The 20,493-nt window shown below is 62.1% G+C and carries 17 protein-coding genes and 1 tRNA gene; 4 read left to right on the forward strand and 14 right to left on the reverse strand.

All coding sequences use genetic code 11. From position 1 onward, the window contains the following. The first annotated feature begins 203 nt into the window (after positions 1-203). Positions 204-1,001, forward strand: a complete 798-nt coding sequence (locus ASC83_RS13540) for an outer membrane protein assembly factor BamD (protein ID WP_056063365.1) — start codon at positions 204-206, stop codon at positions 999-1,001. Here the strand turns inward: ASC83_RS13540 and ASC83_RS13545 are convergent. Both ASC83_RS13545 and ASC83_RS23585 read right to left on the reverse strand, forming a co-directional pair. After that, a complete protein-coding gene (locus tag ASC83_RS13545; protein ID WP_056063368.1) occupies positions 964-3,036 on the reverse strand; it encodes an ATP-dependent DNA helicase in 2,073 nt (690 codons plus the stop codon). The two genes, ASC83_RS13540 and ASC83_RS13545, sit on opposite strands and share 38 nt — an antisense overlap. Then, on the reverse strand, positions 3,036-3,239 hold the full coding sequence (locus tag ASC83_RS23585) for a YdcH family protein (protein WP_156379508.1): 204 nt from the start codon (positions 3,237-3,239) through the stop codon (positions 3,036-3,038). Before ASC83_RS23585 ends, ASC83_RS13545 begins: the two co-directional genes overlap by 1 nt. Before the next feature lie 107 nt (positions 3,240-3,346). On the opposite strand from ASC83_RS23585, the gene ASC83_RS13550 reads away from it, so the two are divergent. Further along, entirely contained in the window at positions 3,347-4,153 is an 807-nt protein-coding gene (locus ASC83_RS13550; protein WP_056063373.1) for a PP2C family serine/threonine-protein phosphatase, read from the forward strand. Between the two features lie 133 nt (positions 4,154-4,286). Here the strand turns inward: ASC83_RS13550 and ASC83_RS23590 are convergent, their stop codons facing one another. The 5 genes from ASC83_RS23590 to ASC83_RS13575 all read right to left on the reverse strand — a co-directional run bounded on the left by ASC83_RS23590 (position 4,287) and on the right by ASC83_RS13575 (position 11,871). Continuing rightward, positions 4,287-4,982, reverse strand: a complete 696-nt coding sequence (locus tag ASC83_RS23590) for a hypothetical protein (protein ID WP_082522456.1) — start codon at positions 4,980-4,982, stop codon at positions 4,287-4,289. Continuing rightward, positions 4,979-6,076: a cell division protein ZapE gene (zapE, locus tag ASC83_RS13560; protein ID WP_056063379.1), complete on the reverse strand. Its 1,098-nt coding sequence runs from the start codon at positions 6,074-6,076 to the stop codon at positions 4,979-4,981. The genes ASC83_RS23590 and zapE overlap by 4 nt, the downstream gene beginning before the upstream one ends. A gap of 80 nt (positions 6,077-6,156) precedes the next feature. Further along, positions 6,157-7,584 (reverse strand): dihydrolipoyl dehydrogenase, encoded by a 1,428-nt coding sequence (gene lpdA / locus ASC83_RS13565; protein ID WP_056063383.1) that lies wholly within the window; start codon positions 7,582-7,584, stop codon positions 6,157-6,159. 90 nt (positions 7,585-7,674) lie between these two features. Continuing rightward, complete coding sequence (gene odhB, locus ASC83_RS13570) at positions 7,675-8,940, reverse strand: 2-oxoglutarate dehydrogenase complex dihydrolipoyllysine-residue succinyltransferase (RefSeq protein WP_056063386.1); 1,266 nt, start codon at positions 8,938-8,940, stop codon at positions 7,675-7,677. Positions 8,941-8,991: 51 nt separating this feature from the next. Further along, positions 8,992-11,871 carry a 2-oxoglutarate dehydrogenase E1 component gene (locus ASC83_RS13575; protein ID WP_056063390.1) on the reverse strand — a complete coding sequence of 960 codons (2,880 nt, stop codon included), beginning with the start codon at positions 11,869-11,871 and terminating at the stop codon, positions 8,992-8,994. 243 nt (positions 11,872-12,114) lie between these two features. Between ASC83_RS13575 and ASC83_RS13580 the strand changes: the two genes are divergently transcribed. Beyond that, a complete protein-coding gene (locus tag ASC83_RS13580) occupies positions 12,115-13,179 on the forward strand; it encodes an AI-2E family transporter (RefSeq protein WP_056063394.1) in 1,065 nt (354 codons plus the stop codon). Between the two features lie 138 nt (positions 13,180-13,317). On the opposite strand, the gene ASC83_RS13585 is transcribed toward ASC83_RS13580, so the two are convergent. The 5 genes from ASC83_RS13585 to tolB all read right to left on the reverse strand — a co-directional run bounded on the left by ASC83_RS13585 (position 13,318) and on the right by tolB (position 16,960). Continuing rightward, positions 13,318-13,393 (reverse strand) — tRNA-Lys (locus ASC83_RS13585). A 42-nt stretch (positions 13,394-13,435) separates the two neighbouring features. Further along, positions 13,436-14,263: a ThiF family adenylyltransferase gene (locus tag ASC83_RS13590; RefSeq protein WP_056063397.1), complete on the reverse strand. Its 828-nt coding sequence runs from the start codon at positions 14,261-14,263 to the stop codon at positions 13,436-13,438. Next, positions 14,263-15,054, reverse strand: a complete 792-nt coding sequence (gene ybgF / locus ASC83_RS13595) for a tol-pal system protein YbgF (RefSeq protein WP_099730419.1) — start codon at positions 15,052-15,054, stop codon at positions 14,263-14,265. Before ybgF ends, ASC83_RS13590 begins: the two co-directional genes overlap by 1 nt. Further along, positions 15,054-15,596: a peptidoglycan-associated lipoprotein Pal gene (pal, locus tag ASC83_RS13600; RefSeq protein ID WP_056063400.1), complete on the reverse strand. Its 543-nt coding sequence runs from the start codon at positions 15,594-15,596 to the stop codon at positions 15,054-15,056. Before pal ends, ybgF begins: the two co-directional genes overlap by 1 nt. 44 nt (positions 15,597-15,640) lie before the next feature. Beyond that, complete coding sequence (gene tolB / locus ASC83_RS13605; RefSeq protein ID WP_056063403.1) at positions 15,641-16,960, reverse strand: Tol-Pal system beta propeller repeat protein TolB; 1,320 nt, start codon at positions 16,958-16,960, stop codon at positions 15,641-15,643. A 140-nt stretch (positions 16,961-17,100) separates the two neighbouring features. Between tolB and msbA the strand changes: the two genes are divergently transcribed. After that, a complete protein-coding gene (gene msbA, locus ASC83_RS13610) occupies positions 17,101-18,903 on the forward strand; it encodes a lipid A export permease/ATP-binding protein MsbA (protein ID WP_056063406.1) in 1,803 nt (600 codons plus the stop codon). Between the two features lie 100 nt (positions 18,904-19,003). On the opposite strand, the gene ASC83_RS13615 is transcribed toward msbA, so the two are convergent. Both ASC83_RS13615 and ASC83_RS13620 read right to left on the reverse strand, forming a co-directional pair. Beyond that, a complete protein-coding gene (locus ASC83_RS13615; protein ID WP_056063408.1) occupies positions 19,004-19,678 on the reverse strand; it encodes an ankyrin repeat domain-containing protein in 675 nt (224 codons plus the stop codon). Next, the gene (locus tag ASC83_RS13620) at positions 19,675-20,481 is read right to left on the reverse strand and encodes a TatD family hydrolase (RefSeq protein ID WP_056063413.1); all 807 of its coding nucleotides are present in this window, start codon (positions 20,479-20,481) and stop codon (positions 19,675-19,677) included. The genes ASC83_RS13615 and ASC83_RS13620 overlap by 4 nt, the downstream gene beginning before the upstream one ends. Between the last annotated feature and the right edge of the window lie 12 nt (positions 20,482-20,493).

Consider the following 20,493-nt stretch of genomic DNA (forward strand, 5'->3'; position numbering starts at 1 on the left):
ATTGTAGAAACCCCTGCGACTCTCCAACTGGACTTGCGTCGGCAGCGCCTTGGCGCTGCTGGCGCCACCAGTACAATGCTTTTTCGTGCCCGAAATGGCGCCGAAGGCTTCCGTGACGAGTACGCCAAGCGCACTCCCCTATGACTGAACCCTCGGGCCTTTCTTTGTGCACCTTTTTCCTTCTTTGCTGAAAGCTGCTTGCGATGCTGCGTGCCCCACTGCCCCTTGTTTCCGCCCTGCTGCTGGCTGGTTTGCTGGTTGGCTGCTCCAGCACCACAGTTGATAAAACGGCAGGCTGGAGTCCCAATCGCATCCACTCGGAAGCCCAGGACGAAATGAACAGCGGGGCGTATGACAAGGCCGTTCCTCTGCTGGAAAAGCTGGAAGGCCGCGCTGCAGGCACGCCACTGGCACAGCAGGCCCAGATTGACAAAGCCTATGCCCACTACAAGGCGGGCGAAAAGGCGCAAGCCGTCGCAACGCTGGACCGCTTCATGAAGCTGCACCCTGCCAGCCCTGCATTGGACTATGCGCTGTACCTGAAGGGCCTGGTCAACTTCAACGACAACTTGGGTCTGTTCTCATTTATCTCACGCCAGGATCTTTCAGAGCGTGACCAAAAGGCGGCCAAAGACTCCTTTGAAGCATTCAGCGAACTGGTCACACGCTTTCCTGAGTCCCGTTATGCGCAGGACTCGCGCCAGCGCATGACCTACATCGTCAACTCGCTGGCCCAATACGAAGTGCATGTGGCGCGGTACTACTTCCAGCGTGGCGCCTATGTGGCTGCCATCAGTCGCGCTCAAGTCGCATTGGCAGACTACCAGGGCGTGCCCGCGCTGGAAGAGGCGTTGTACATCCTGATCCAGTCGTACGACGCGCTCGGAATGACCCAGCTGCGAGACGATGCACGCCGCGTGATGGACAAGTCCTACCCTCAAAGCGCCTATCTGAATGGCGGCTTCAAAGGCAAGTCGGATCCGTGGTGGAAGGTTTGGTAAGCGCCATCAGCGCAGACTGAAACTCTTCGGGCGATTCCAGCCTGCGCATGGGGGGCAAAGCCGCCAGCAAGCGCTTGCCATAACCCATCGTGATGAGGCGCGTGTCGCCCACCACCAAAATACCCCGATCCGCTTCATGCCGGATCAAACGCCCGGCACCTTGCTTGAGTGCTACCGCCGCCTCTGGCAGAGCGTAGGCAGTGAACGCTTTGCCACCGGCCATTTCGATGTGTTGGGCGCGCGCCTCCACCAATGGATCTCCCGGGGGCGGAAAAGGCAGCTTGTCGATAACCACCAGTTGCAGAGCATCGCCTGGCACATCAAACCCCTCCCAGAAGGACGCCGAAGCCACCAGCACACAACCCGGCCGCCCGTGCGATGCCCCCTCGCGAAAACGCTCCATCAGGCGCCGCTTGGGCCACTCGCCCTGCACCAGCACCTCCAACGTGCCTGAAGCCTGCCAACGTGCTTTGAGTGCGTCGCCAATGGTGCGCAAGGCCTTGAGCGTGGTGGTCAGCACCAGCGTGCGCCCACCCAGCGGCTCGGCGGCCAGTGCAACCCAGTCCGCCACACTACGGCTGTGGGACGGATCTGCAGGCGACGGCAACTGGCGCGGCACATACAAAGCCGCCTGCCGCGCATAGTCGAAGGGGCTGGCCACCCGAAGGATGCGAGCATCCGTGAGCCCAGCTCGTTCGGTGAACCAGGTCAACGCCTCGTCCGCACCGAGGGTCGCAGAGGTAAAAATCCACGCCCTGCCGGCGTTTGCGCCAGGCTCCTCGGGCCAAGCTTCGCCGTCCGAGGTTTCAGCGGGCGACGCCAGAATCCGGGTGCGCATGGCGTCTGCAATGTCCAGCGGGGACTCGATCAGGCGCAACTGGTTACCCACATCGAGCCAACGCACCGCATCGGCCTGGCACGGGCCTGAAAACCTGGCCAGCCGGGCCAATAGTGCACTGCCCCGTTCGTACAGGCGCTCCAGATCGGGGGACATTTCGCTCACGGTGTCGAGGGCCTCCAGCGCCTGTGCACACGCCGAGGCCAGTGCGCGCAGCGCGGACTGCCATACGGCGCCCGAGACACCTTCGGGAGCCTCCTCCGTCCAGCGCAATCTGCCCCCTCCCGCAATGCCATTCAGTCCCTGGAAAGCAGCGGTGCCCACGACCAGACGGAGGTCCCGTGCAGACAACTCCAGAAGCTGCGCCAGGCCTGTCCAGTCAGCCAGACCGCGCGCATGCTGCAGCCCGGCTATCAAAAGGTCACGGGCAAAGTCCAACCATTGCCCCGTGGAAATCTGCGTACCCAAAAACTGCACGCCAGTCTCATTGATCTGGTGGGCCTCATCAAAAACGACCACACGCACCGTCGGCAGCAACTCGGCCATGCCTGACTCGCGTACCGCCACATCCGCAAAGAACAGATGGTGATTGATGACCACGATGTCCGCCGCCAACGCCTCGCGCCGCGCCCGATGAACATGGCATTCCCGAAAACGCGGGCAGGAAGACCCCAGGCAGTTCTCACGCGTCGAGGTGACCAGGGGGATCACAGGCGATCGCTCGTCCAACCCTGTCAGCTCGGCCAGATCGCCGGATACGGTCTGGCGCGACCAGTCCTCCACCTTGGCCAGCACGCGGGCGACGCCTCGGTCCAGAGCCTGAGCATCCTGCCGTGCCTGCTCCATGCGGTGCAGGCACAAGTAGCTGGCGCGCCCCTTGAGCAGGGCCATGCGAACGGGCAGCCCCAGGATGTGCGCCAAGCGGGGCAGATCGCGGGCGAACAACTGGTCTTGCAAGGCCTTGGTGGCCGTAGACAACAGCACCCGCTCGCCACTCAGCAAGGCCGGCACCAGGTAGGCAAAGGTCTTGCCCACTCCGGTGCCAGCCTCCACCACCAGCGCCCCTCCCTCTGTAATGGTCTGGGCCACCGCAATGGCCATCTGGGTCTGCCCGTCACGCGGTTGAAAATGCCCATCCGCCCTCGCCAGCACACCATCGGGGGCAAACACCTCGGGCACCATGGCCACCAGTGACATCACGCGGGCTCTTGCGGTTGAAGTTGCCGCTCCAGCCGCTCCATCGCGTCACGCAACACGAGTCGGCGCTTTTTGAGACGGCGCAGGGTGAGTTCGTCGGGTGCCGCTTCAGGCTCACATCGGTCGATGAGTGCGTCGAGATCGGCATGTTCCATGCGCAGCTCGATCAACTGACGGTGGGGAGAGTGCAGGCTGGGTTTCAAGGCAGGAGGCCATGGGCATGGCAAAAATGCCACAGGCGGGCGGATAATACGCGCTTGGCCCGCTTTCCACGACAGGCGTTCGCGTAGGCGCCCCCACAATCTGCAGCATGACCAAAGCGTTTCGCCTCATCGCCTCCACCGGCATCCACAAGGGTGACCGCGAATACCAGCAAGACCAGGTGGCCCTGATCTCCCACGAGCGGCACAACGGCTGCGTTCTGGGTGTGGTTGCCGACGGGATGGGCGGCCGCAGCGGGGGGCGCAAAGCATCAGACCAGGTCATGATGACAGCACGGCAACTGTTCGAGCGGTACTCGCCCGACACCGATGACCCGGTGGCAATGCTCAAGAACATGGTTGAAGAGGCCCACATCGTTATCCGGTTGACGGCCATATCGGCAGAGCAGGAACCTCACAGCACCATCGCTGCGTTTCTCATCAATCCCCGAGGCGACTGCCATTGGGTGCATGCGGGCGACTCGCGCATCTACCACTTTCAAGGCTCACGGCTGGCATTCCGCACCAGCGACCACTCTTATGTGCAAGCCCTGGTGGACCGGGGTGAGCTGACGGAAGCCGAGGCCAACAACCATCCTCATTCCAACATTCTGGTGGGTTGCCTGGGCACAGAGAGTGACCCGCCCATCACTACCCACGTCATTCCCCAACTTCAGCCGGGCGATGTCTTGCTGGCCTGCAGCGACGGGGTTTGGCACTACTTTTCTCCCACCGAACTGGCATCAGTGGTCGATTCGCTGTCGCCCCGCGAAGCGACGGAGTTCCTGATTGAAAAAGCCCGCTCCCGGGCACGCGGAGGCGGCGACAACCTGTCGCTGGTGGTCGTCAAGATCGAAGCCCTGGCCGAAGAGAAAAAGATTGCGCGCCTGACGCCGCTGGACACGGGTCGGCCCTGAGGGCCTTGTCTGCACCACCCATCGGTGTATCGACAGGTGAACGTGAACCCATCGAGCAACCACCAGGTAGTCGCCGCTACCCTAGCGTCAACCACTCAGCCACTGATTGCTTGGCTCAGAGGCCCTTCCAAACTCAGCGAGGCGCAGAAGCAGCAGGCGCTGGCAAGGGCGCTGCAGGCTTGCGGCCCTGAGCCAGGGCATCAGCTTGAGATTTTTCGACCCGCGCGCGGCGCTCCTCCGCCGCTTGGAGCGCCTGGGTATGTTTGGCACGCGATTGGGCAGCGCGCTCAGCAGTCCCCGCAGCGCGGGCCGCCTGTTCACTGGCCTGAACCTGGGCACGGCTATTTTGTTGCTGCGCGCGTTGGTGTGCGTCCTGGTCCCGCTGTGCCTTGGCAACATCCGGATCGGCGGATGGCTTGCGAACCTGCGCGTCAGCGCGTTTGCTCGCTGGCGGTACGGCCATTTGCTTGTCTTCAATGGCCCGCAGGCGCTCCACCGCTTTCTCCCTGCGCTCGGCATCGTTGAGTTCAATTTCCTGCGCACGCAATCGGTCTTGGGACTCCCGTGCCTTGGCACGTACGCCGCGCAAGCAATCCTCCACGGCAAAGCGTTGGTAGCACACCGCCTCATCCTGCTGCCGCCGGGCCGTCAGTGCCTCGCGCTCCATTTTGATTCGGTCACGCTCCGCTTTGCGATGTGCAGCGGTCGACGCGGATGCGGCATCTACTTCTACCCCCGTCGCGGCCCAGGCCGGGGCGACCAGCATAGGCAGTATTGAGCAAGCCAGCGCCAGCACTACCGCCAAAAAGCGACCACCGGTCTTGTTCATGTCAACCCCGTATCCACCATGCGGCGCTCCAGCGCCAGAAACTCCTTGGACTGCATCTCGTTGAGCCGGGACACTGTGCGCGGAAACTCGTGAGCCAAAGGCCCTTCGGTATACAACTGCTCGGGCGGCACAGCCGCCGACAGGATGAGTTTGACCCGGCGGTCGTACAGCACATCCACCAGCCAGGTAAAGCGCCGCGCAGGAGACGCCATGCTCACAGGCATGTAAGGAACATCGGACAGCAACACCGTGTGGAACTGCGTTGCAATTTCCAGGTAGTCGTTTTGCGACCGAGGACCACCACACAGTGTCTTGAAGTCAAACCACACCACCCCGCCAGCCTTGCGACGGGCGCGAATTTCGCGCGCCTCGATATGCAGGACGGGGTCTTCATCGTGCACTTCAGCGAGTTGGTCGAACGCCTGGTTCATCTCGGCATCCGCCTCTGCGCCCAGTGGCGTGTGATACAGCTTTACGTGCTCCAGCGTACGCCGGCGGTAGTCGGTGCCGTTGTCCACATTGACCACCTCCAGCCGCTCGTTGAGCAGTGCAATGGCGGGCAAGATACGGTCGCGATGCAAGCCACCGGGGTAAAGGTCGTCAGGCTTGAAATTGGAAGTGGTCACGAAGCCAACGCCGTTGTCGAACAACGCCACCAGCAATCGGTGCAGGATCATCGCGTCCGTGATGTCCGCCACATGGAACTCATCAAAACAGATGAGCTTGTAGCGTTTGGCAATGCGCTCGCCCAACACATCCAGCGGATTGACCGTGCCCTGAAGGGCCGCCAGTTCGCGATGCACTTCACGCATGAATTCGTGAAAGTGCAGGCGCACCTTTCGCTTCAGGGGTACAGCGTCAAAAAAGCACTCCATCAAAAAGCTCTTGCCGCGCCCCACCCCGCCATACATGTAGACACCGCGGGGAATCTCCGGGCGGTTGATCAGCTTTTTGATCGCGTTAGAGCGCCGAGCCTTGTACTGGGCCCACTCGTCCGCACAGCGCTGCAGGGCTTCCACTGCTCGCAGCTGGGCGGGGTCGCTTTGATAGCCTTTGGCGGCCAGCTCGGCCAGGTAAGCCTGTTTGACGGTCACTTTGCGGATGCTCTGATACTACAAAAATAATAGCTACAGGCGCATGTAGATCATGCACCTGTAGCTGATTGAGGCCTAAATCAGAAGTTCAGCGTGCGCTTGTCCACCGCCAGCGCTGCCTCCTTGGTGGCCTCGCTCAAGCTGGGGTGCGCATGGCAAATGCGTGCGATGTCTTCGCTGCTGGCCTTGAATTCCATGGCCACAACGGCCTCGGAGATCAGCTCGCTGGCCTGTGGGCCCACGATGTGCACGCCCAGGATCTCGTCGGTCTCGGCATCCGCCAGCATCTTGACCATGCCGGTGGTGTCGCCCAGCGCACGTGCGCGGCCATTGGCCAGGAACGGGAAGCTGCCCGCCTTGTACTTGACCCCATCGGCCTTGAGCTGCTGCTCAGTGCGGCCCACCCAGGCGATCTCGGGGCTGGTGTAGATGACCCAGGGGATGGTGTTGAAGTTGACATGACCATGCTGGCCGGCAATGCGCTCGGCCACGGCAACGCCCTCTTCCTCGGCCTTGTGGGCCAGCATAGGGCCGCGCACCACGTCGCCCACCGCCCAGACGCCGGGCAGATTGGTCTTGCAGTCAGCATCCACCACGATGGCGCCGCGCTCGTCGAGCTGCAGACCCACCGCTTCGGAGTTCAGGCCAATGGTGTTGGGCACGCGGCCGATGGAGACAATGAGCTTGTCCACGTCCAGCGACTGGGCTTCGCCCTTGGCGTTGGTGTAGGCAATGCTTACACCCTTTTTGCCGGTCTTGATCTCGCCGACCTTCACGCCCAGCTCGATCTTCAGGCCCTGCTTGTCGAAGGCCTTCTTGGCTTCCTTGGCGATCTGCTCATCCACCGCGCCCAGGAAAGTGGGCAGACCTTCGAGGATGGTGACTTCAGCACCCAGGCGGCGCCAGACCGAGCCCATTTCCAGGCCGATCACGCCCGAGCCGATGAGGCCGAGCTTCTTGGGCACGGCGCCAACGCGCAGCGCGCCATCGTTGGACAGCACCAGTTCTTCGTCGAACGGCGTGCCGGGCAGCGCACGGGCGTTGGAGCCGGTGGCGATGATGATCTGCTTACCGGTCAGCGTCTCTTCAGCGGCACCTGCCACCTTGATCTCGTAGCCGCCTTCGGCAGCCTTCACGAACGAGCCACGGCCGTGGAAGAAGCTGACCTTGTTCTTCTTGAACAGGTACAGGATGCCGTCGTTGTTCTGCTTCACGACGGTGTCCTTGCGGGCAATCATCTTGGCCACGTCCATCTTGACGCCAGTGGCGGTGATGCCATGCTCGGCAAAGTGTTTGTTGGCATGCTCGAAATGCTCGGACGACTGCAGCAGGGCCTTGGAGGGAATGCAGCCCACGTTGGTGCAAGTGCCGCCCGGTGCGGGGCCACCCTTTTCGTTCTTCCATTCGTCGATGCACGCGACATTGAAGCCCAGCTGGGCGGCGCGGATGGCGGCGATGTAGCCGCCGGGGCCGCCACCGATGACGATCACATCAAATTGTTTGCTCATGGGAAATCTCGTTCAGTCAGTTGGAGAAAGACCCACCGGCGGGCAGGACCAGAGGCCGGGCCACGCGGGTGGGTCGATACAGTCAGGGGATCAGATGTCGAACAGCAGGCGCGATGGGTCTTCCAGCGCGTCCTTCATCGCCACCAAGCCCAGCACGGCTTCGCGGCCGTCGATGATGCGGTGGTCATAGGACATGGCCAGGTAGTTCATCGGGCGGATCACGATCTGGCCGTTTTCGACCACGGCGCGATCCTTGGTGGCGTGCACGCCCAGAATAGCCGACTGGGGCGGGTTGATGATGGGGGTGGACAGCATGGAACCGAACGTGCCGCCATTGGAGATGGAGAACGTTCCACCGGTCATTTCCTCAATGCCCAGCTTGCCTTCCGCAGCCTTCTTGCCGAACTCGGCAATCTTCTTCTCGATGTCGGCGAAGCTCATCTGGTCTGCATTGCGCAGGATGGGCACCACCAGGCCACGGGGCGAGCCCACGGCGATACCGATGTCGAAGTAGCCGTGGTAGACGATGTCGTTGCCGTCCACCGAGGCGTTCAGCACAGGGTACTTCTTGAGGGCATGCACAGCAGCCTTGACGAAGAAGGACATGAAGCCCAGCTTGGTGCCGTGCTCCTTGGTGAAGCTGTCCTGGAACTTCTTGCGCAGGTCCATCACCGGAGCCATGTTCACTTCGTTGAACGTGGTCAGGATGGCGTTGGTCGATTGCGACTGCAGCAGACGCTCGGCCACGCGGGCACGCAGGCGGCTCATGGGCACGCGCTGCTCGGGGCGACCGCTCAGGTCTTCCTTGCCAGCGGGCGCTGCCACCTGGGGCAGTGTCTTGGAGGGCACACCGGTGGGGATCACGCTGGGGGCTGCCACGGCAGCCTTGGCGCCACCGGCCACAGCGGCCAGCACATCACCCTTGGTCACACGGCCATCCTTGCCCGAACCGGCCACGGCCGACACAGACAGGTTGTTGTCGGCGAGCAGCTTGGCGGCGGCAGGCATGGCCACATCGCCCTTGGAGCCACCGGCAGCGGCAGGAGCAGCAACAGGCGCTGCGGCGGCAACAGGAGCTGCTGCTGCCGGAGCAGGAGCCGCGGCACCAGCCTTGCCTTCGGTGTCGATCTTGGCGATGAGCTGGTCGGCAACCACCGTGGCGCCGTCGCCCTGGATGATTTCAGCCAGCACGCCAGCGGACGGTGCGGGCACTTCGAGCACAACCTTGTCGGTTTCGATCTCGATCAGGATCTCGTCCACCGCCACGGCCTCACCGGCCTTTTTCTTCCAGGTCAGCATGGTGGCTTCGGCCACGGATTCGGACAGCTGGGGGACTTTGACTTCTACGATAGCCATATCAATTCTTTCGGAATGGGGTTTTGTTCTGTTGTCGGGTCGCAGCTGGCCTTACTTGGTCAGGACAAAACCCTTGAGCTTGGCAAACGCGCCGTCCACCAGCGCCTTTTGTTGTTCTTGGTGCAGGTGCGAGTAACCCACGGCTGGCGATGCCGAAGCAGCGCGGCCGGAGTAGCCCAGCTTCTGGCCTTCGAGCATGTTCTCGTGGATGTAGTGCTGCACGAAGAACCAGGCACCCTGGTTTTGCGGCTCGTCCTGGCACCACACCACGTCGGTGGCGTTGGGGTACTTCTTCAGTTCAGCGGCAAACGCCTTGTGCGGGAAGGGGTACAACTGCTCCACGCGCAGGATCACCACGTCGTCGGCTTCCTTCTCTGCGCGCTTCTTCACGAGGTCGTAGTAAACCTTGCCAGAGCATGCGATCACGCGCTTGACCTTGGCAGCCTTCTTGACGATGGCTTCATCCTGCTCAGGAATCACCGTCTGGAAGCTGCCCTTGGTGAACTCGGACAGCGGCGAGGTCGCATCCTTGTTACGCAGCAGCGACTTGGGCGTCATGATGATCAGCGGCTTGCGCAGATCACGCACCATCTGGCGACGCAGCACGTGGAAGATCTGGCTGGCCGTAGTGGGTTGCACGATCTGCATGTTGGCGTCGGCAGCCAATTGCATGAAGCGCTCCAGGCGGGCAGAGCTGTGCTCCGGGCCCTGGCCTTCGTAGCCGTGGGGCAGCATCAGGGTGATGCCGTTTACCCGGCCCCACTTCACTTCGCCGGAGGCGATGAACTGGTCGATCACCACTTGGGCGCCATTGGCGAAGTCGCCGAACTGCGCTTCCCAGATCACCAGTGTGTTGGGGTCGTTCGACGCATAGCCGTACTCGAAGCCCAGGACGGCCTCTTCGGACAGGATGGAGTCGATCACAACAAACGGGGCCTGGTTGTCGGCCACGTTCTGCAGCGGCACGTAGGTACCAATGTCCCACTTCTCGCGCTTTTGGTCATGGATCACGGCGTGGCGGTGCGTGAACGTGCCGCGGCCGCAGTCTTCACCGGACAGGCGCACGGGATAGCCGCTGGCCACCAGCGAGGCAAATGCCATGTGCTCACCCATGCCCCAGTCCACAGGGATGTCACCACGGCCCATGGCCGCGCGGTCGTCATACACCTTCTTCACCAACTGATGCGGCGTCACGCTCTCGGGGATGGTGGTGATCTTCTCAGCCAGGCGCTTCCACTCGGCCAGAGGAATAGCCGTGTCTCCAGCATCGGTCCACTTTTTGCCCAGGAACGGGCTCCAGTCCACCGCGTACTTGCTCTTGAAGTTGGTCAGCACGGGATCGACCGTGTGCTTGCCCGCATCCATAGCAGCGCGGTAGGCCTTGACCATGTCGTCGCCCAGTGACTCGCCCAGACCCTGCGCCGCCAGCTTATCGGCGTACAGCTTGCGTGTGCCGGGGTGTGCGCCGATCTTCTTGTACATCAGCGGCTGCGTCAGAGCCGGGGTGTCCTGCTCGTTGTGGCCCAGCTTGCGGAAGCAGATGATGTCCACCACCACGTCTTTCTTGAACTCCATGCGGAACTCAAGCGCAAGCTGAGTCGCCAACACCACGGCTTCCGGATCATCACCGTTCACGTGCAGTACGGGCGACTCGATCATCTTGACGATGTCGGTGCAGTAGAGCGTGGAGCGGGTGTCACGTGGATCGGACGTGGTGAAGCCGATCTGGTTGTTGATGATGATGTGCACCGTACCACCCGTGTAGTAGCCACGGGTCTGGGCCAGCGCCAGAGTTTCCTGATTGACACCTTGGCCTGCAAAGGCTGCGTCACCGTGCACCAGCACTGGCAAAACCTGCTTGCCGTGTGGATCGGCACGGCGGTCCATGCGAGCACGCACAGAGCCTTCGACCACGGGGTTCACGATTTCCAGGTGCGAGGGGTTGAATGCCAGCGACAGGTGAACCGGACCGCCGGGGGTCGTCACATCCGAGCTGAAGCCCTGGTGGTACTTCACGTCACCCGCAGGCAGGTCTTCGGGAGCGGTGTGATCGAACTCAGCGAACAGGTCCTTGGGCATCTTGCCCAGCGAGTTGACCAGCACGTTCAGGCGTCCGCGGTGGGCCATGCCGATCACGATTTCTTGTACGCCCTTGGCGCCTGCAGACTGGATGAGTTCATCCATCGCAGCAATAAAGCTTTCGCCGCCTTCCAACGAAAAGCGCTTCTGACCCACGTACTTGGTGTGCAGGAAGCGCTCCAGCCCTTCGGCAGCCGTCAGGCGGTCAAGGATTTGTTTTTTCTTGTCAGCACCAAAGCTGGGCTTGCTGCGGATCTTTTCCAGCTTCTCCTGCCACCAGCGCTTCTGGTTCTGGTCGGTGGCGTACATGTATTCAGCGCCGATGGAGCCACAATAGGTCTCACGCAGCGCGTTGATGAGTTCACGCAACGTCATCGACTCTTTGCCGAAGAACGTGTTGCTGGTGTTGAACACCGTTTCCTGATCAGCGTCGCTGAAACCGTAGAACGAAGGCTCCAGTTCAGGAATTGCGGGACGCTCTGTGCGCTTGAGCGGATCCAGGTCGGCCCAGCGCTGACCCACATTGCGGTAAGCGGCGATCAGCTGCTGAACGGCGGTACGCTTGCGGCCCAGTTCAGAGTCGGCGCCCGTCGCAACCACGACCTTGGTGCCGCCTTGCTTGGCACGCTCGGCAAAGGCATTGATGACAGGCAGATGGGGAACGTCTTTGGCGTTGCTGCCATCCACGGCGGGGACATGCTGCAGCGCGTCAAAGTACTCGCGCCACGTATCTGGCACGCTACCGGGATTGGCGAGATAGTTCTCGTACATCTCTTCGACATAGGGCGCATTGCCGCCGAAGAGGTAGGTGTTGCCTTGGTAGGCTTGATAGACGGATGTCGTATCGCTCATATTCCGCTGACCTCCGCTTTCCTTGGGAAAGCATTAGCTGGTTGAGAAACCTTCCGCGACACGGCTGAACCGGTTGGCGGATGCGACTGTGGCTGGGGAAGGGCCTTGGTACGGGCGCCATTGTGCCACCGAACCGAAGCCCACCCCCAAAAAGTGGATCCAGACCATCGCCGCGCAGCGCAAGAAGCCGCGCTGATCGACGCCTCGCGTACATTCCAGGTATCCCATTGCAAACCCCACTCCATGCCGCATCAACACCTCCAGGACAAAGCCTTTTTGCTGCTGCTCACCCTCGTCACCGTCGCGTTCGGTGCGATCCTGTGGCAGTTTCACGGAGCCGTTTTCTGGGGCGTCATCCTCGCCATTCTTTTTGCCCCACTGCACCGCAAACTGCTGCGAAAAATGCCCAAGCGGCCCACGCTTGCGGCCTTATGCACACTCGGTTTGTGCCTTGTGGTGGTGATCTTGCCGATGACGGCCATCACGGTGTCGCTTATTCAGGAAGCCACCGCAATCTACGAACGGGTGCGCTCAGGCCAAATCAATTTTGGGCTGTACCTGCAGCAGGTCATTGCTGCACTGCCAGCTTGGGCTGCAGGCCTGCTTGACCGCCTCCAACTGACCAGCGTAGGCGAGTTGCAGCAAAAACTCTCGTCCTTCGCGGTACAGGCCAGTCAATTCGTTGCGACACAGGCGCTGAGCATCGGTCAAAACACCCTGGAGTTCATTGTCAGCTTCGGCATCATGTTGTACCTGTTGTTCTTCCTGCTGCGAGACGGAGCCAGTCTGGCACAGCGTATCGGGCAGGCCACCCCCCTAGAAGAAGCGCACAAGCGCCAGCTGGTCGGTAAATTCACGACCGTAATCCGGGCCACGGTCAAAGGCAACATTGTGGTGGCGGCTTCTCAGGGCGCGCTGGGCGGCATGATTTTCTGGATCTTGGGCATCCAGGGACCGGTGCTGTGGGGGGTGCTCATGGCCTTCCTGTCCCTTTTGCCAGCCGTGGGCGCCGGGCTGATCTGGGTGCCTGTGGCCATCTACTTTCTGGCAACAGGCGCTGTGTGGCAAGGCGTGGTGCTGACTGCATTCGGCATCTGCGTGATCGGACTCGTGGACAACATCTTGCGCCCCATCCTGGTAGGCAAAGACACCAAGATGCCCGACTACATCGTGCTGATCTCTACCCTGGGCGGCATGGCCTTGTTCGGACTCACGGGGTTTGTGATCGGTCCAGTGATAGCTGCACTGTTCATGGCCAGCTGGGACATTTTTTCACCACCGCCGGAGGCGGACGCACCCACCCGGTGATCCCCCCGCCTCGGCCACATTTACCAGTCAGGGGCATCGATGGCCTTTGACTCGCGCTTTAAATGGCCGCCAAAAACAAAAGCCTCCCAAGGGAGGCTTTTGGATGAACACACATTCAATGATGCGCTTTGAATCGGGTGGTAGGACGTACAAGATTCGAACTTGTGACCAACGGATTAAAAGTCCGCTGCTCTACCAACTGAGCTAACGTCCCGACCGATTGCAGCTATCGTACCGATTGCTGCAAAGCCTCGAATTATAGCGTCTTTTTTCCAGCCGATTTGGATTTGGTTGCAAGTTTATCGAGCACCCAGCCTGCGGCACATTGGCCGAAGGTCGCGGTCACAGCGACCACTGAGCCGTAGCCGTGGCAGTTCAAAGAACCATCGCCATCAATGTTGCACGAAGCATCTGGCGGTGCCACGGCCTCGCGGCTGAAAACGCAGGTGACCCCGATCTTCTTGCCCTCCCGCGGTGCGCCGTGGTGTTTGCGCAGCTGATAGCGCATTTGGGCCAACAGCGGGTCATGGGTGGTCAGTGCGAGATCATCCACATCCACCTTGTGCGCATGCCGCTTGCCCCCTGCTGCACCCACGGTGATGTGCAGCACCCCATGGGCCTGCGCCCATATGGACAGTGCAGTTTTGGCTTTGATCTGGTCACAGGCATCAATGAGAGCGTCTACGGGCGTTTGCAGCAAGGCCGGCCAGTTTCCAGGCTCCACAAACTCCTCCACGCAATGAACGATGCAGTCCGGGTGGATTTGTGCGATGCGATCACGCATGGCCAAAACCTTGGCCTGTCCCACCGTATCGGTGAGCGCATGGATCTGTCGGTTGATGTTGGATTCAGCCACATGGTCCAAGTCGATCAGGGTAATTTGCGCGACGCCGCTGCGCGCCAGGGCCTCTGCGGCCCACGACCCGACTCCACCAATACCAACCACGGCCACGTGCGCGGAGCGAATTCTGGCTGCGCCCTGCACTCCGTAGAGCCGCTGAAGCCCACCAAAGCGGCGCTCCGAAGCGTACTCCGCACCACCATCTGGCGCAGCCTGCGAGGCAAAAGCCACATCACCCTCCATCACTTGAGCCGCGACAGGCGTTCTTTAGCGGCCACAGCGGCCTCAGACTGCGGATAAGCCCGGATGAGGTCTTCCAGTGTCTTGCGCGCGGTGCGTGTGTCTTTGAGCTCAATCTGGCAATTGGCGATGGACAGAGCTGCCTCAGGCGCACGGGCGTGCGTGGGGGCGTCGGTCAGCATTTGTTTGAAATTGCCGATGGCTTCTTTGTACTCACGCGTAGCGTACTGGGCATTTCCCAACCAGAAACGCGCAGAGGGCACGTAGCCGCTGCGCGGATACTGCCGCACAAAGCCCGCGAAAGCGACACTTGCATCAGGGAATTTGCCGGAGCGAAAGACAGCCAGAGCCGCCTCAAAATCCCGCTTTTCGGCAGGATCTGCCTGGAAATCGCGGCCATCCACATTGACCTTGATGGGCTCGAACTGCCGCAATCGCTCATCCACGCCCTGCGCGATGTCTTTCTGTCGACGCTGCAGTTCACCGACATCGCGCAACAGCTGCTCGTTCTGGCCGTTGAGTTTGGCTTGCTCGGCGCGCAAGGTCTCGATCTGCGTCTGCAAATCCAGCAGGCTGCGGCGCAACTGAGCGTTTTCTTCGCCCAGCTTGCGCACCTCTTCGGCAGAGCGCTGCTGAGACAACTGCAGACCATCAACGCGCTGTCGCATCTCCAGGATAGCCCGTCGCGCTTCGCCGTCTTCGAAGATGGCGGCATGGGCAGAAGACAGCGACACGGCGAGCAATGCCGCCGTGGCCAGCGCCCGCAACGAGAAAACCGGTGCAGCGGATGTCATTAACGGTACGACAGTTCAGCGCGGCGGTTCTGGGCGCGTGCATCTTCGGTAGCACCTTGGGCTGCAGGCTTTTCCTTGCCAAAACTCACGGCCTCGACCTGGCTGTCAGGCACGCCCAGTAAGCCCAGCGAACGGCGCACTGCTTCTGCGCGCTTCTGGCCCAGTGCCAGGTTGTACTCGCGGCCACCACGGTCATCCGTGTGGCCTTCGATCATGACCTTGCGGTTGGGGGCCGCTTTGATGAAGCGGGAATGCGCTTCAATCAGCGACTGGAACTCGGGTTTGATTACGTAGCTGTCGTAATCAAAGTACACGACGCGCGCGACCCCCACGGGGCCTGCACCGTCACGGCCGGACTGGCCGAGGTCCACGCCCGCCACGCCGCTTTGCGAGGTATTGCCGGAGTTGGCACCGTTGTTGGCTCCACCCATGGTGGAGGTGGCATTTTTGTCTTCGACCGGCACATCATCCAGCTTAACGCCAGAGCTGCAGCCCGCCATAAGAGCGGCAACGGTGAGGGCAAGGGTAATACGTTTCATCATCCAAATTTCTCCTGAAGGCTTGATAACTGAAAGTGCAGATAAGTTCATTGCTTTTGGAACGGGCCCCAGTCCGGCTCGCGGATGTCGCCCGCCTGACCGGCGAGACGCGCCTTGATCTTGCCGTCCAGGGTTGTGGTCATGAGGGCTTCACGGCCCTGCTGTTGGGTGGCGTAAACAATGAGCCGGCTGTTGGGCGCAAAGCTGGGATTTTCGTCCGCCGTCGTATCTGTCACCGCATTGACGGTGCCCGTGGACAGATCCATCACATGCAGCTTGAATGCGCCACCCACGCGGGAGATGTAGGCCAGCCAGCGACCGTCGGGACTCACGCTGGGCGAGATGTTGTAGGTGCCAGTGAAGGTCACGCGCTCCGCATTGCCACCGGACGCACCCACCTTGTAGATTTGCGGGGCACCGCCCCGATCGCTCACAAAGAAAATGCTGCGGCCATCGCCCGAGAACACAGGCTCGGTATCGATGCCTGCGCTTTGCATCAGGCGGCGCGGCTCGCCGCCGTTGGCATCAATGGTGTACAGCTGCGAGCCGCCATCGCGGCTCAACGTGACTGCCAGCGTACGGCCATCCGGCGCCCAGGCTGGCGCACTGTTGGAGCCACGGAAGTTCGCGATCAGGCGCCTGCGACCTGTGGCCACATCGTGCACATAGACCACCGGCTTGCGCGACTCGAACGACACATAGGCCAGTTGCCCCCCGTTGGGCGACCATGCAGGCGAGATGATGGGCTCGGGGCTGGACAGTGCGGACTGGGCGTTCTCGCCGTCGGCATCCGCAACCCAAAGGCTGTAACGGGGGCCGGTTTTGGTCACATAGGCAATGCGCGTCGAGAAGATACCGCGCTCACCCGTGAGCTTTTCGTAGATGAAGTCGGCAATGCGGTGCGACACCAGGCGCAGGTCGCCCTGCGTGACCACAAAACTCTGTCCGCCCAGGTCTTGGCCCTTGACCACATCCCACAAACGAAACCGCACATCAAAACGCCCATCAGCCAAACGCGTGACGCTGCCAGTGGCCAGTGAATCCGCACTTTTCTGGCGCCACAGTGCGACGTCTGGCCGCGCGGTTTCGTCCAGCGTTGCGCCGGAGGCGTCAATGGCGCGGAACTGCCCACTTCGCTCCAGGTCGGCCTGGACGATGGCCGCAATTTTTTGGGGCGATTGCGCCTCGCCCCGGAACGGAGCAATCGCGATGGGCAATTGGGTCAGCCCAACGCCGGTGACTTCCACACGGAACTGAGCAAGCGCTGGAATGGATGGTGAGGCGATGAGTGCGGCCAGCAACTGGCGGCGCAGGGGAAGCAGCGGAGCTGCGGAAGATGGGTGTTGGGAGATTCGATCTGTGGTCATTGGCATCCAGCAGTGGCCGAACAAGTGCCGAAAGGGCAAACCCGAATGTTACACACAGCGGCGAGCCCCCTGTGACAAACTGTGCGCGACGCACCGTGCCGGACAGGCTGCGCATGGCACAAACGTAGAATCCGGGCGACATGCAAGCCACCGACACGGGCACCAAGCCCGCCACAGCCCCTCCCCCCCCCACGACCTTGATGGCGCGCCTGAGGCGGCTGTCGGTGTACTTTGGCGACCAGCGAATGGCCTGGAGTCTGGCCATTGTTGCAACCTTGGTGGGTGCAATCACCGAACCCCTGATCCCTGCCCTGCTGCAGCCGCTGCTGGACAAGGGCTTTACCCAAGGCACCTTGCAGCTGTGGATGGTGCCCCTGGCAATTCTGGGGGTTTTCTTCGTCCGCGGCGTAGCCCAGTTTGTGGGTCAATATGCACTGGCGCGCATCGCCAATGAAGGCATGCTGACACTGCGTCAGGCGCTGTTTGATCGTGTTCTGGCCGCAGAAATGGGATTGTTTGCGCGCCAGTCGGCCAGCGCCCTCTCCAACACCGTGGTCTATGAAGTGCAGACCGGTGCCACGTTGCTGGTGCAGGCCCTGCTCGGCCTGTCGCGCGATGGCTTCACGCTGGTCGCGCTGCTGGTCTATTTGCTGTACCTCAACTGGCAGCTCACACTGATTGTTGCCGTCGTCGTCCCGGGGGTCGCCTGGATCATGAAGACCCTGTCGCGGCGGCTGTACCACCTGACCAAGAGCAGCCAGCAGGCCACGGATGAACTGGCCTATGTGGTCGAAGAAAACGTGCTGGCGCATCGTATGGTGCGCCTGCATGGCGCGCAAGGCGGGCAGGCGCAGCGTTTTGCCGACCTGAGCCGCAGCCTGCGCCGCCTGGCTATCAAGTCCACCATCGCCTCCGCAGCCATGACACCGCTGACCCAGTTGCTGGCCGCCGCTGCGCTGTCGGTGGTGATCTGCATTGCGCTCTGGCAGAGCCGGGGTGCGGTCGATACGAAGGACGTGACCGTGGGCGGGTTTGTGTCGTTCATTACGGCCATGCTGATGCTGATCGCGCCGATCCGGCGCCTGGCGGATGTAGCCAGCCCCGTGACCCGGGGTGTCGCCGCCTTGGAGCGCGGCCTGGGGCTGCTGGGCGACACCGGCGCGGAAACCGGCGGCACCTACCGCAAGGACCGCGTGCAAGGCGCGCTCACGCTGAGCAACGTCACCGTATCGTTTGGCGCCGACCACGCCCCCGCCTTGGATGGGGTCAGCCTGCAGGTGGCCCCGGGCGAGATCGTGGCACTGGTGGGGCCCTCTGGCGCCGGCAAGACCACGCTGGTCAACCTGCTCCCGCGTTTTGTCATGCCTTCGGCGGGCACCATCGCGGTCGACGGGCATGCCTTGCCGGACTGGGACCTGCCCTCCCTCCGGTCGCAATTTGCCATGGTGAGCCAAGACGTGGTGATGTTCAATGACACCATCGCCACCAATGTGGCGCTGGGCCAGGCCGTGAACGAAACCCGCGTGCTGGAATGCCTCGCTGCCGCCAATCTCGCTGAGCACGTGGCCGGTCTGCCACAGGGCATCCACACGGTGGTGGGGCACAACGCTACGCAGTTGTCCGGTGGGCAGCGTCAGCGGCTGGCCATTGCTCGGGCCTTGTACAAGGACGCTCCCATCCTCATCCTGGACGAGGCGACTTCGGCCCTGGACACCGAATCGGAACGCCTGGTGCAGGAAGCCCTGCAGCGGCTGATGCAAGGCCGCACGACGCTGGTCATTGCGCACCGACTCTCCACCATCGAGCATGCCGACCGCGTGGTGGTGATGGAGCGCGGGCGCATCGCCGAGCAAGGCACCCACAGCGAGTTGATAGCGCAAGGTGGGCTGTATGCGCGGCTGCAGACACGCGCCGCGTCGGGCTCGGGGACCATCGCTGAGTAAGCAGGCGCGGCACGACTGGTGCTGGCCTTCGCTGATCTCTAAATATTGCCCAGGGCCCACTCTGCAGCAGCCCGCTATGGGCTGCAGGCGTTTGCCTTGGCTACCACTTGCCCCGGTTGGGCTGGCGCTTCCGAATAGCCGCAGCGATTCTCTCCGCAGACTCGGTACGGCTCACGCGCAAGGCGAAATCAGCGGCGGTCAAGCCCAGCTGGTTCTTGAGCGTGGGGTCAGCCCCTTCGTCCAGCAGCAATTGCACGGCCTCGGTAGAGCCGTAATGCGCCGCCATCATCAGCGGCGTGGTGCCGTTGGGCGATGCTGCATCGATGTAGGCGTGGTTTTCGAGCAGCAACCCAATGATGACCGCATGCTGCGGCGAACCTGCCGACGCGGCGTAGTGCAATGGTGTCCACCCCGTCTTGTTGACATCGGCATCGCGCGCGATGAGCGCCTTGACGGCCTCCACGTTGCCCTTGATGGCAGCCATCATCAACGGGCTTTCGTCCTTGGCATTGCGGGCCTCCACATTCAGCCGACGGGATGCCAGCAACGCAGCAACGGCCTTGTTCGCGCCGTTTTGCAGGGCAATCATGAGCCCCACCTGCCCCTTGCGATCACGGGTGTTCGGATCAAACCCCCGGCGCAGCAGCGCAGTGATTGCATCACCGTCATCGCGCAGGACGGCCACAAAAAAATCTTCATAGGCACCGGCCCAGGCCCGGACTGACACCAGGCCCACCGCCACGGCGGCCAAAGCAGAACGTCGTTGCAGGCTCATGCCATCACCTCAGGGAACAAACGGTCGAAATTGCGGCTGGTGGCCTCCGCCACTGCCTCCAGCGCCAGGCCCTTGGTCTCGGCCACCTGCCGGGCCACATGGGGCACATACGACGGATTGTTGGTCTTGCCACGGTAGGGCACCGGGGCCAGGTAGGGGCTGTCGGTCTCGATGAGCATGCGGTCCAGTGGCACAAAGGCCACCACGTCGCGCAGCTCCTGCGCGCTCTTGAAGGTCACGATGCCCGAGAACGAGATGTAGTAGCCCCGATCCAGCGCAGCGCGCGCGACCTGCATCGATTCGGTAAAGCAGTGGAAAACGCCACCCGCCAGATTGCCTGCGCCATCCTCGCCCTCTTCCTGCAGGATGGCCAGCGTGTCGTCGGAGGCACTGCGCGTGTGGATGATGAGGGGCTTGCCACAGGCGCGCGCCGCGCGGATGTGGGTGCGGAAGCGGTCGCGCTGCCACTCCAGGTCGGCAATGCTGCGCCCGCCCTTGCGATCTTCCATGCCGTAGTAGTCCAGGCCGGTCTCGCCAATCGCCACCACGCGGGGCAGCGCCGCGCGGTCCAGCAGATCCCGCACGCTGGGCTCCGTCACGCCCTCGTTGTCGGGGTGCACGCCCACCGTGCTCCAGAAGTTGTCATGGGCCAGGGCCAGGGCGTGCACGCCCTCGAACTCTTCCATGGTGGTGCAAATGCACAGGGCCCGGGTGACCTGCGCCTCGGCCATGGCCTGGCGGATGGCGGGCAGCTGGCTGACCAGTTCCGGGAAGTTGAGGTGGCAGTGCGAATCAGTGAACATGTGATGAAAAAC

This window comes from Acidovorax sp. Root402 (assembly GCF_001425125.1).
Classification (GTDB): domain Bacteria; phylum Pseudomonadota; class Gammaproteobacteria; order Burkholderiales; family Burkholderiaceae_C; genus Acidovorax; species Acidovorax delafieldii.

What these genes read in the sequence shown, in the direction of transcription:
- ASC83_RS13590 (WP_056063397.1), bottom strand. Translation starts at nt 14,263, where the DNA reads ATGGAGGGTGATGTGGCTTTTGCCTCGCAGGCTGCGCCAGATGGTGGT.
- ASC83_RS13575 (WP_056063390.1), bottom strand. Translation starts at nt 11,871, where the DNA reads ATGAGCGATACGACATCCGTCTATCAAGCCTACCAAGGCAACACCTAC.
- ASC83_RS13540 (WP_056063365.1), top strand. Translation starts at nt 204, where the DNA reads ATGCTGCGTGCCCCACTGCCCCTTGTTTCCGCCCTGCTGCTGGCTGGT.
- ASC83_RS13545 (WP_056063368.1), bottom strand. Translation starts at nt 3,036, where the DNA reads ATGTCACTGGTGGCCATGGTGCCCGAGGTGTTTGCCCCCGATGGTGTG.
- ASC83_RS13615 (WP_056063408.1), bottom strand. Translation starts at nt 19,678, where the DNA reads ATGAGCCTGCAACGACGTTCTGCTTTGGCCGCCGTGGCGGTGGGCCTG.
- ASC83_RS13580 (WP_056063394.1), top strand. Translation starts at nt 12,115, where the DNA reads ATGCCGCATCAACACCTCCAGGACAAAGCCTTTTTGCTGCTGCTCACC.
- ASC83_RS23590 (WP_082522456.1), bottom strand. Translation starts at nt 4,982, where the DNA reads ATGAACAAGACCGGTGGTCGCTTTTTGGCGGTAGTGCTGGCGCTGGCT.
- lpdA (WP_056063383.1), bottom strand. Translation starts at nt 7,584, where the DNA reads ATGAGCAAACAATTTGATGTGATCGTCATCGGTGGCGGCCCCGGCGGC.
- pal (WP_056063400.1), bottom strand. Translation starts at nt 15,596, where the DNA reads ATGATGAAACGTATTACCCTTGCCCTCACCGTTGCCGCTCTTATGGCG.
- ASC83_RS13550 (WP_056063373.1), top strand. Translation starts at nt 3,347, where the DNA reads ATGACCAAAGCGTTTCGCCTCATCGCCTCCACCGGCATCCACAAGGGT.
- odhB (WP_056063386.1), bottom strand. Translation starts at nt 8,940, where the DNA reads ATGGCTATCGTAGAAGTCAAAGTCCCCCAGCTGTCCGAATCCGTGGCC.
- ybgF (WP_099730419.1), bottom strand. Translation starts at nt 15,054, where the DNA reads ATGACATCCGCTGCACCGGTTTTCTCGTTGCGGGCGCTGGCCACGGCG.
- tolB (WP_056063403.1), bottom strand. Translation starts at nt 16,960, where the DNA reads ATGACCACAGATCGAATCTCCCAACACCCATCTTCCGCAGCTCCGCTG.
- ASC83_RS13620 (WP_056063413.1), bottom strand. Translation starts at nt 20,481, where the DNA reads ATGTTCACTGATTCGCACTGCCACCTCAACTTCCCGGAACTGGTCAGC.
- msbA (WP_056063406.1), top strand. Translation starts at nt 17,101, where the DNA reads ATGCAAGCCACCGACACGGGCACCAAGCCCGCCACAGCCCCTCCCCCC.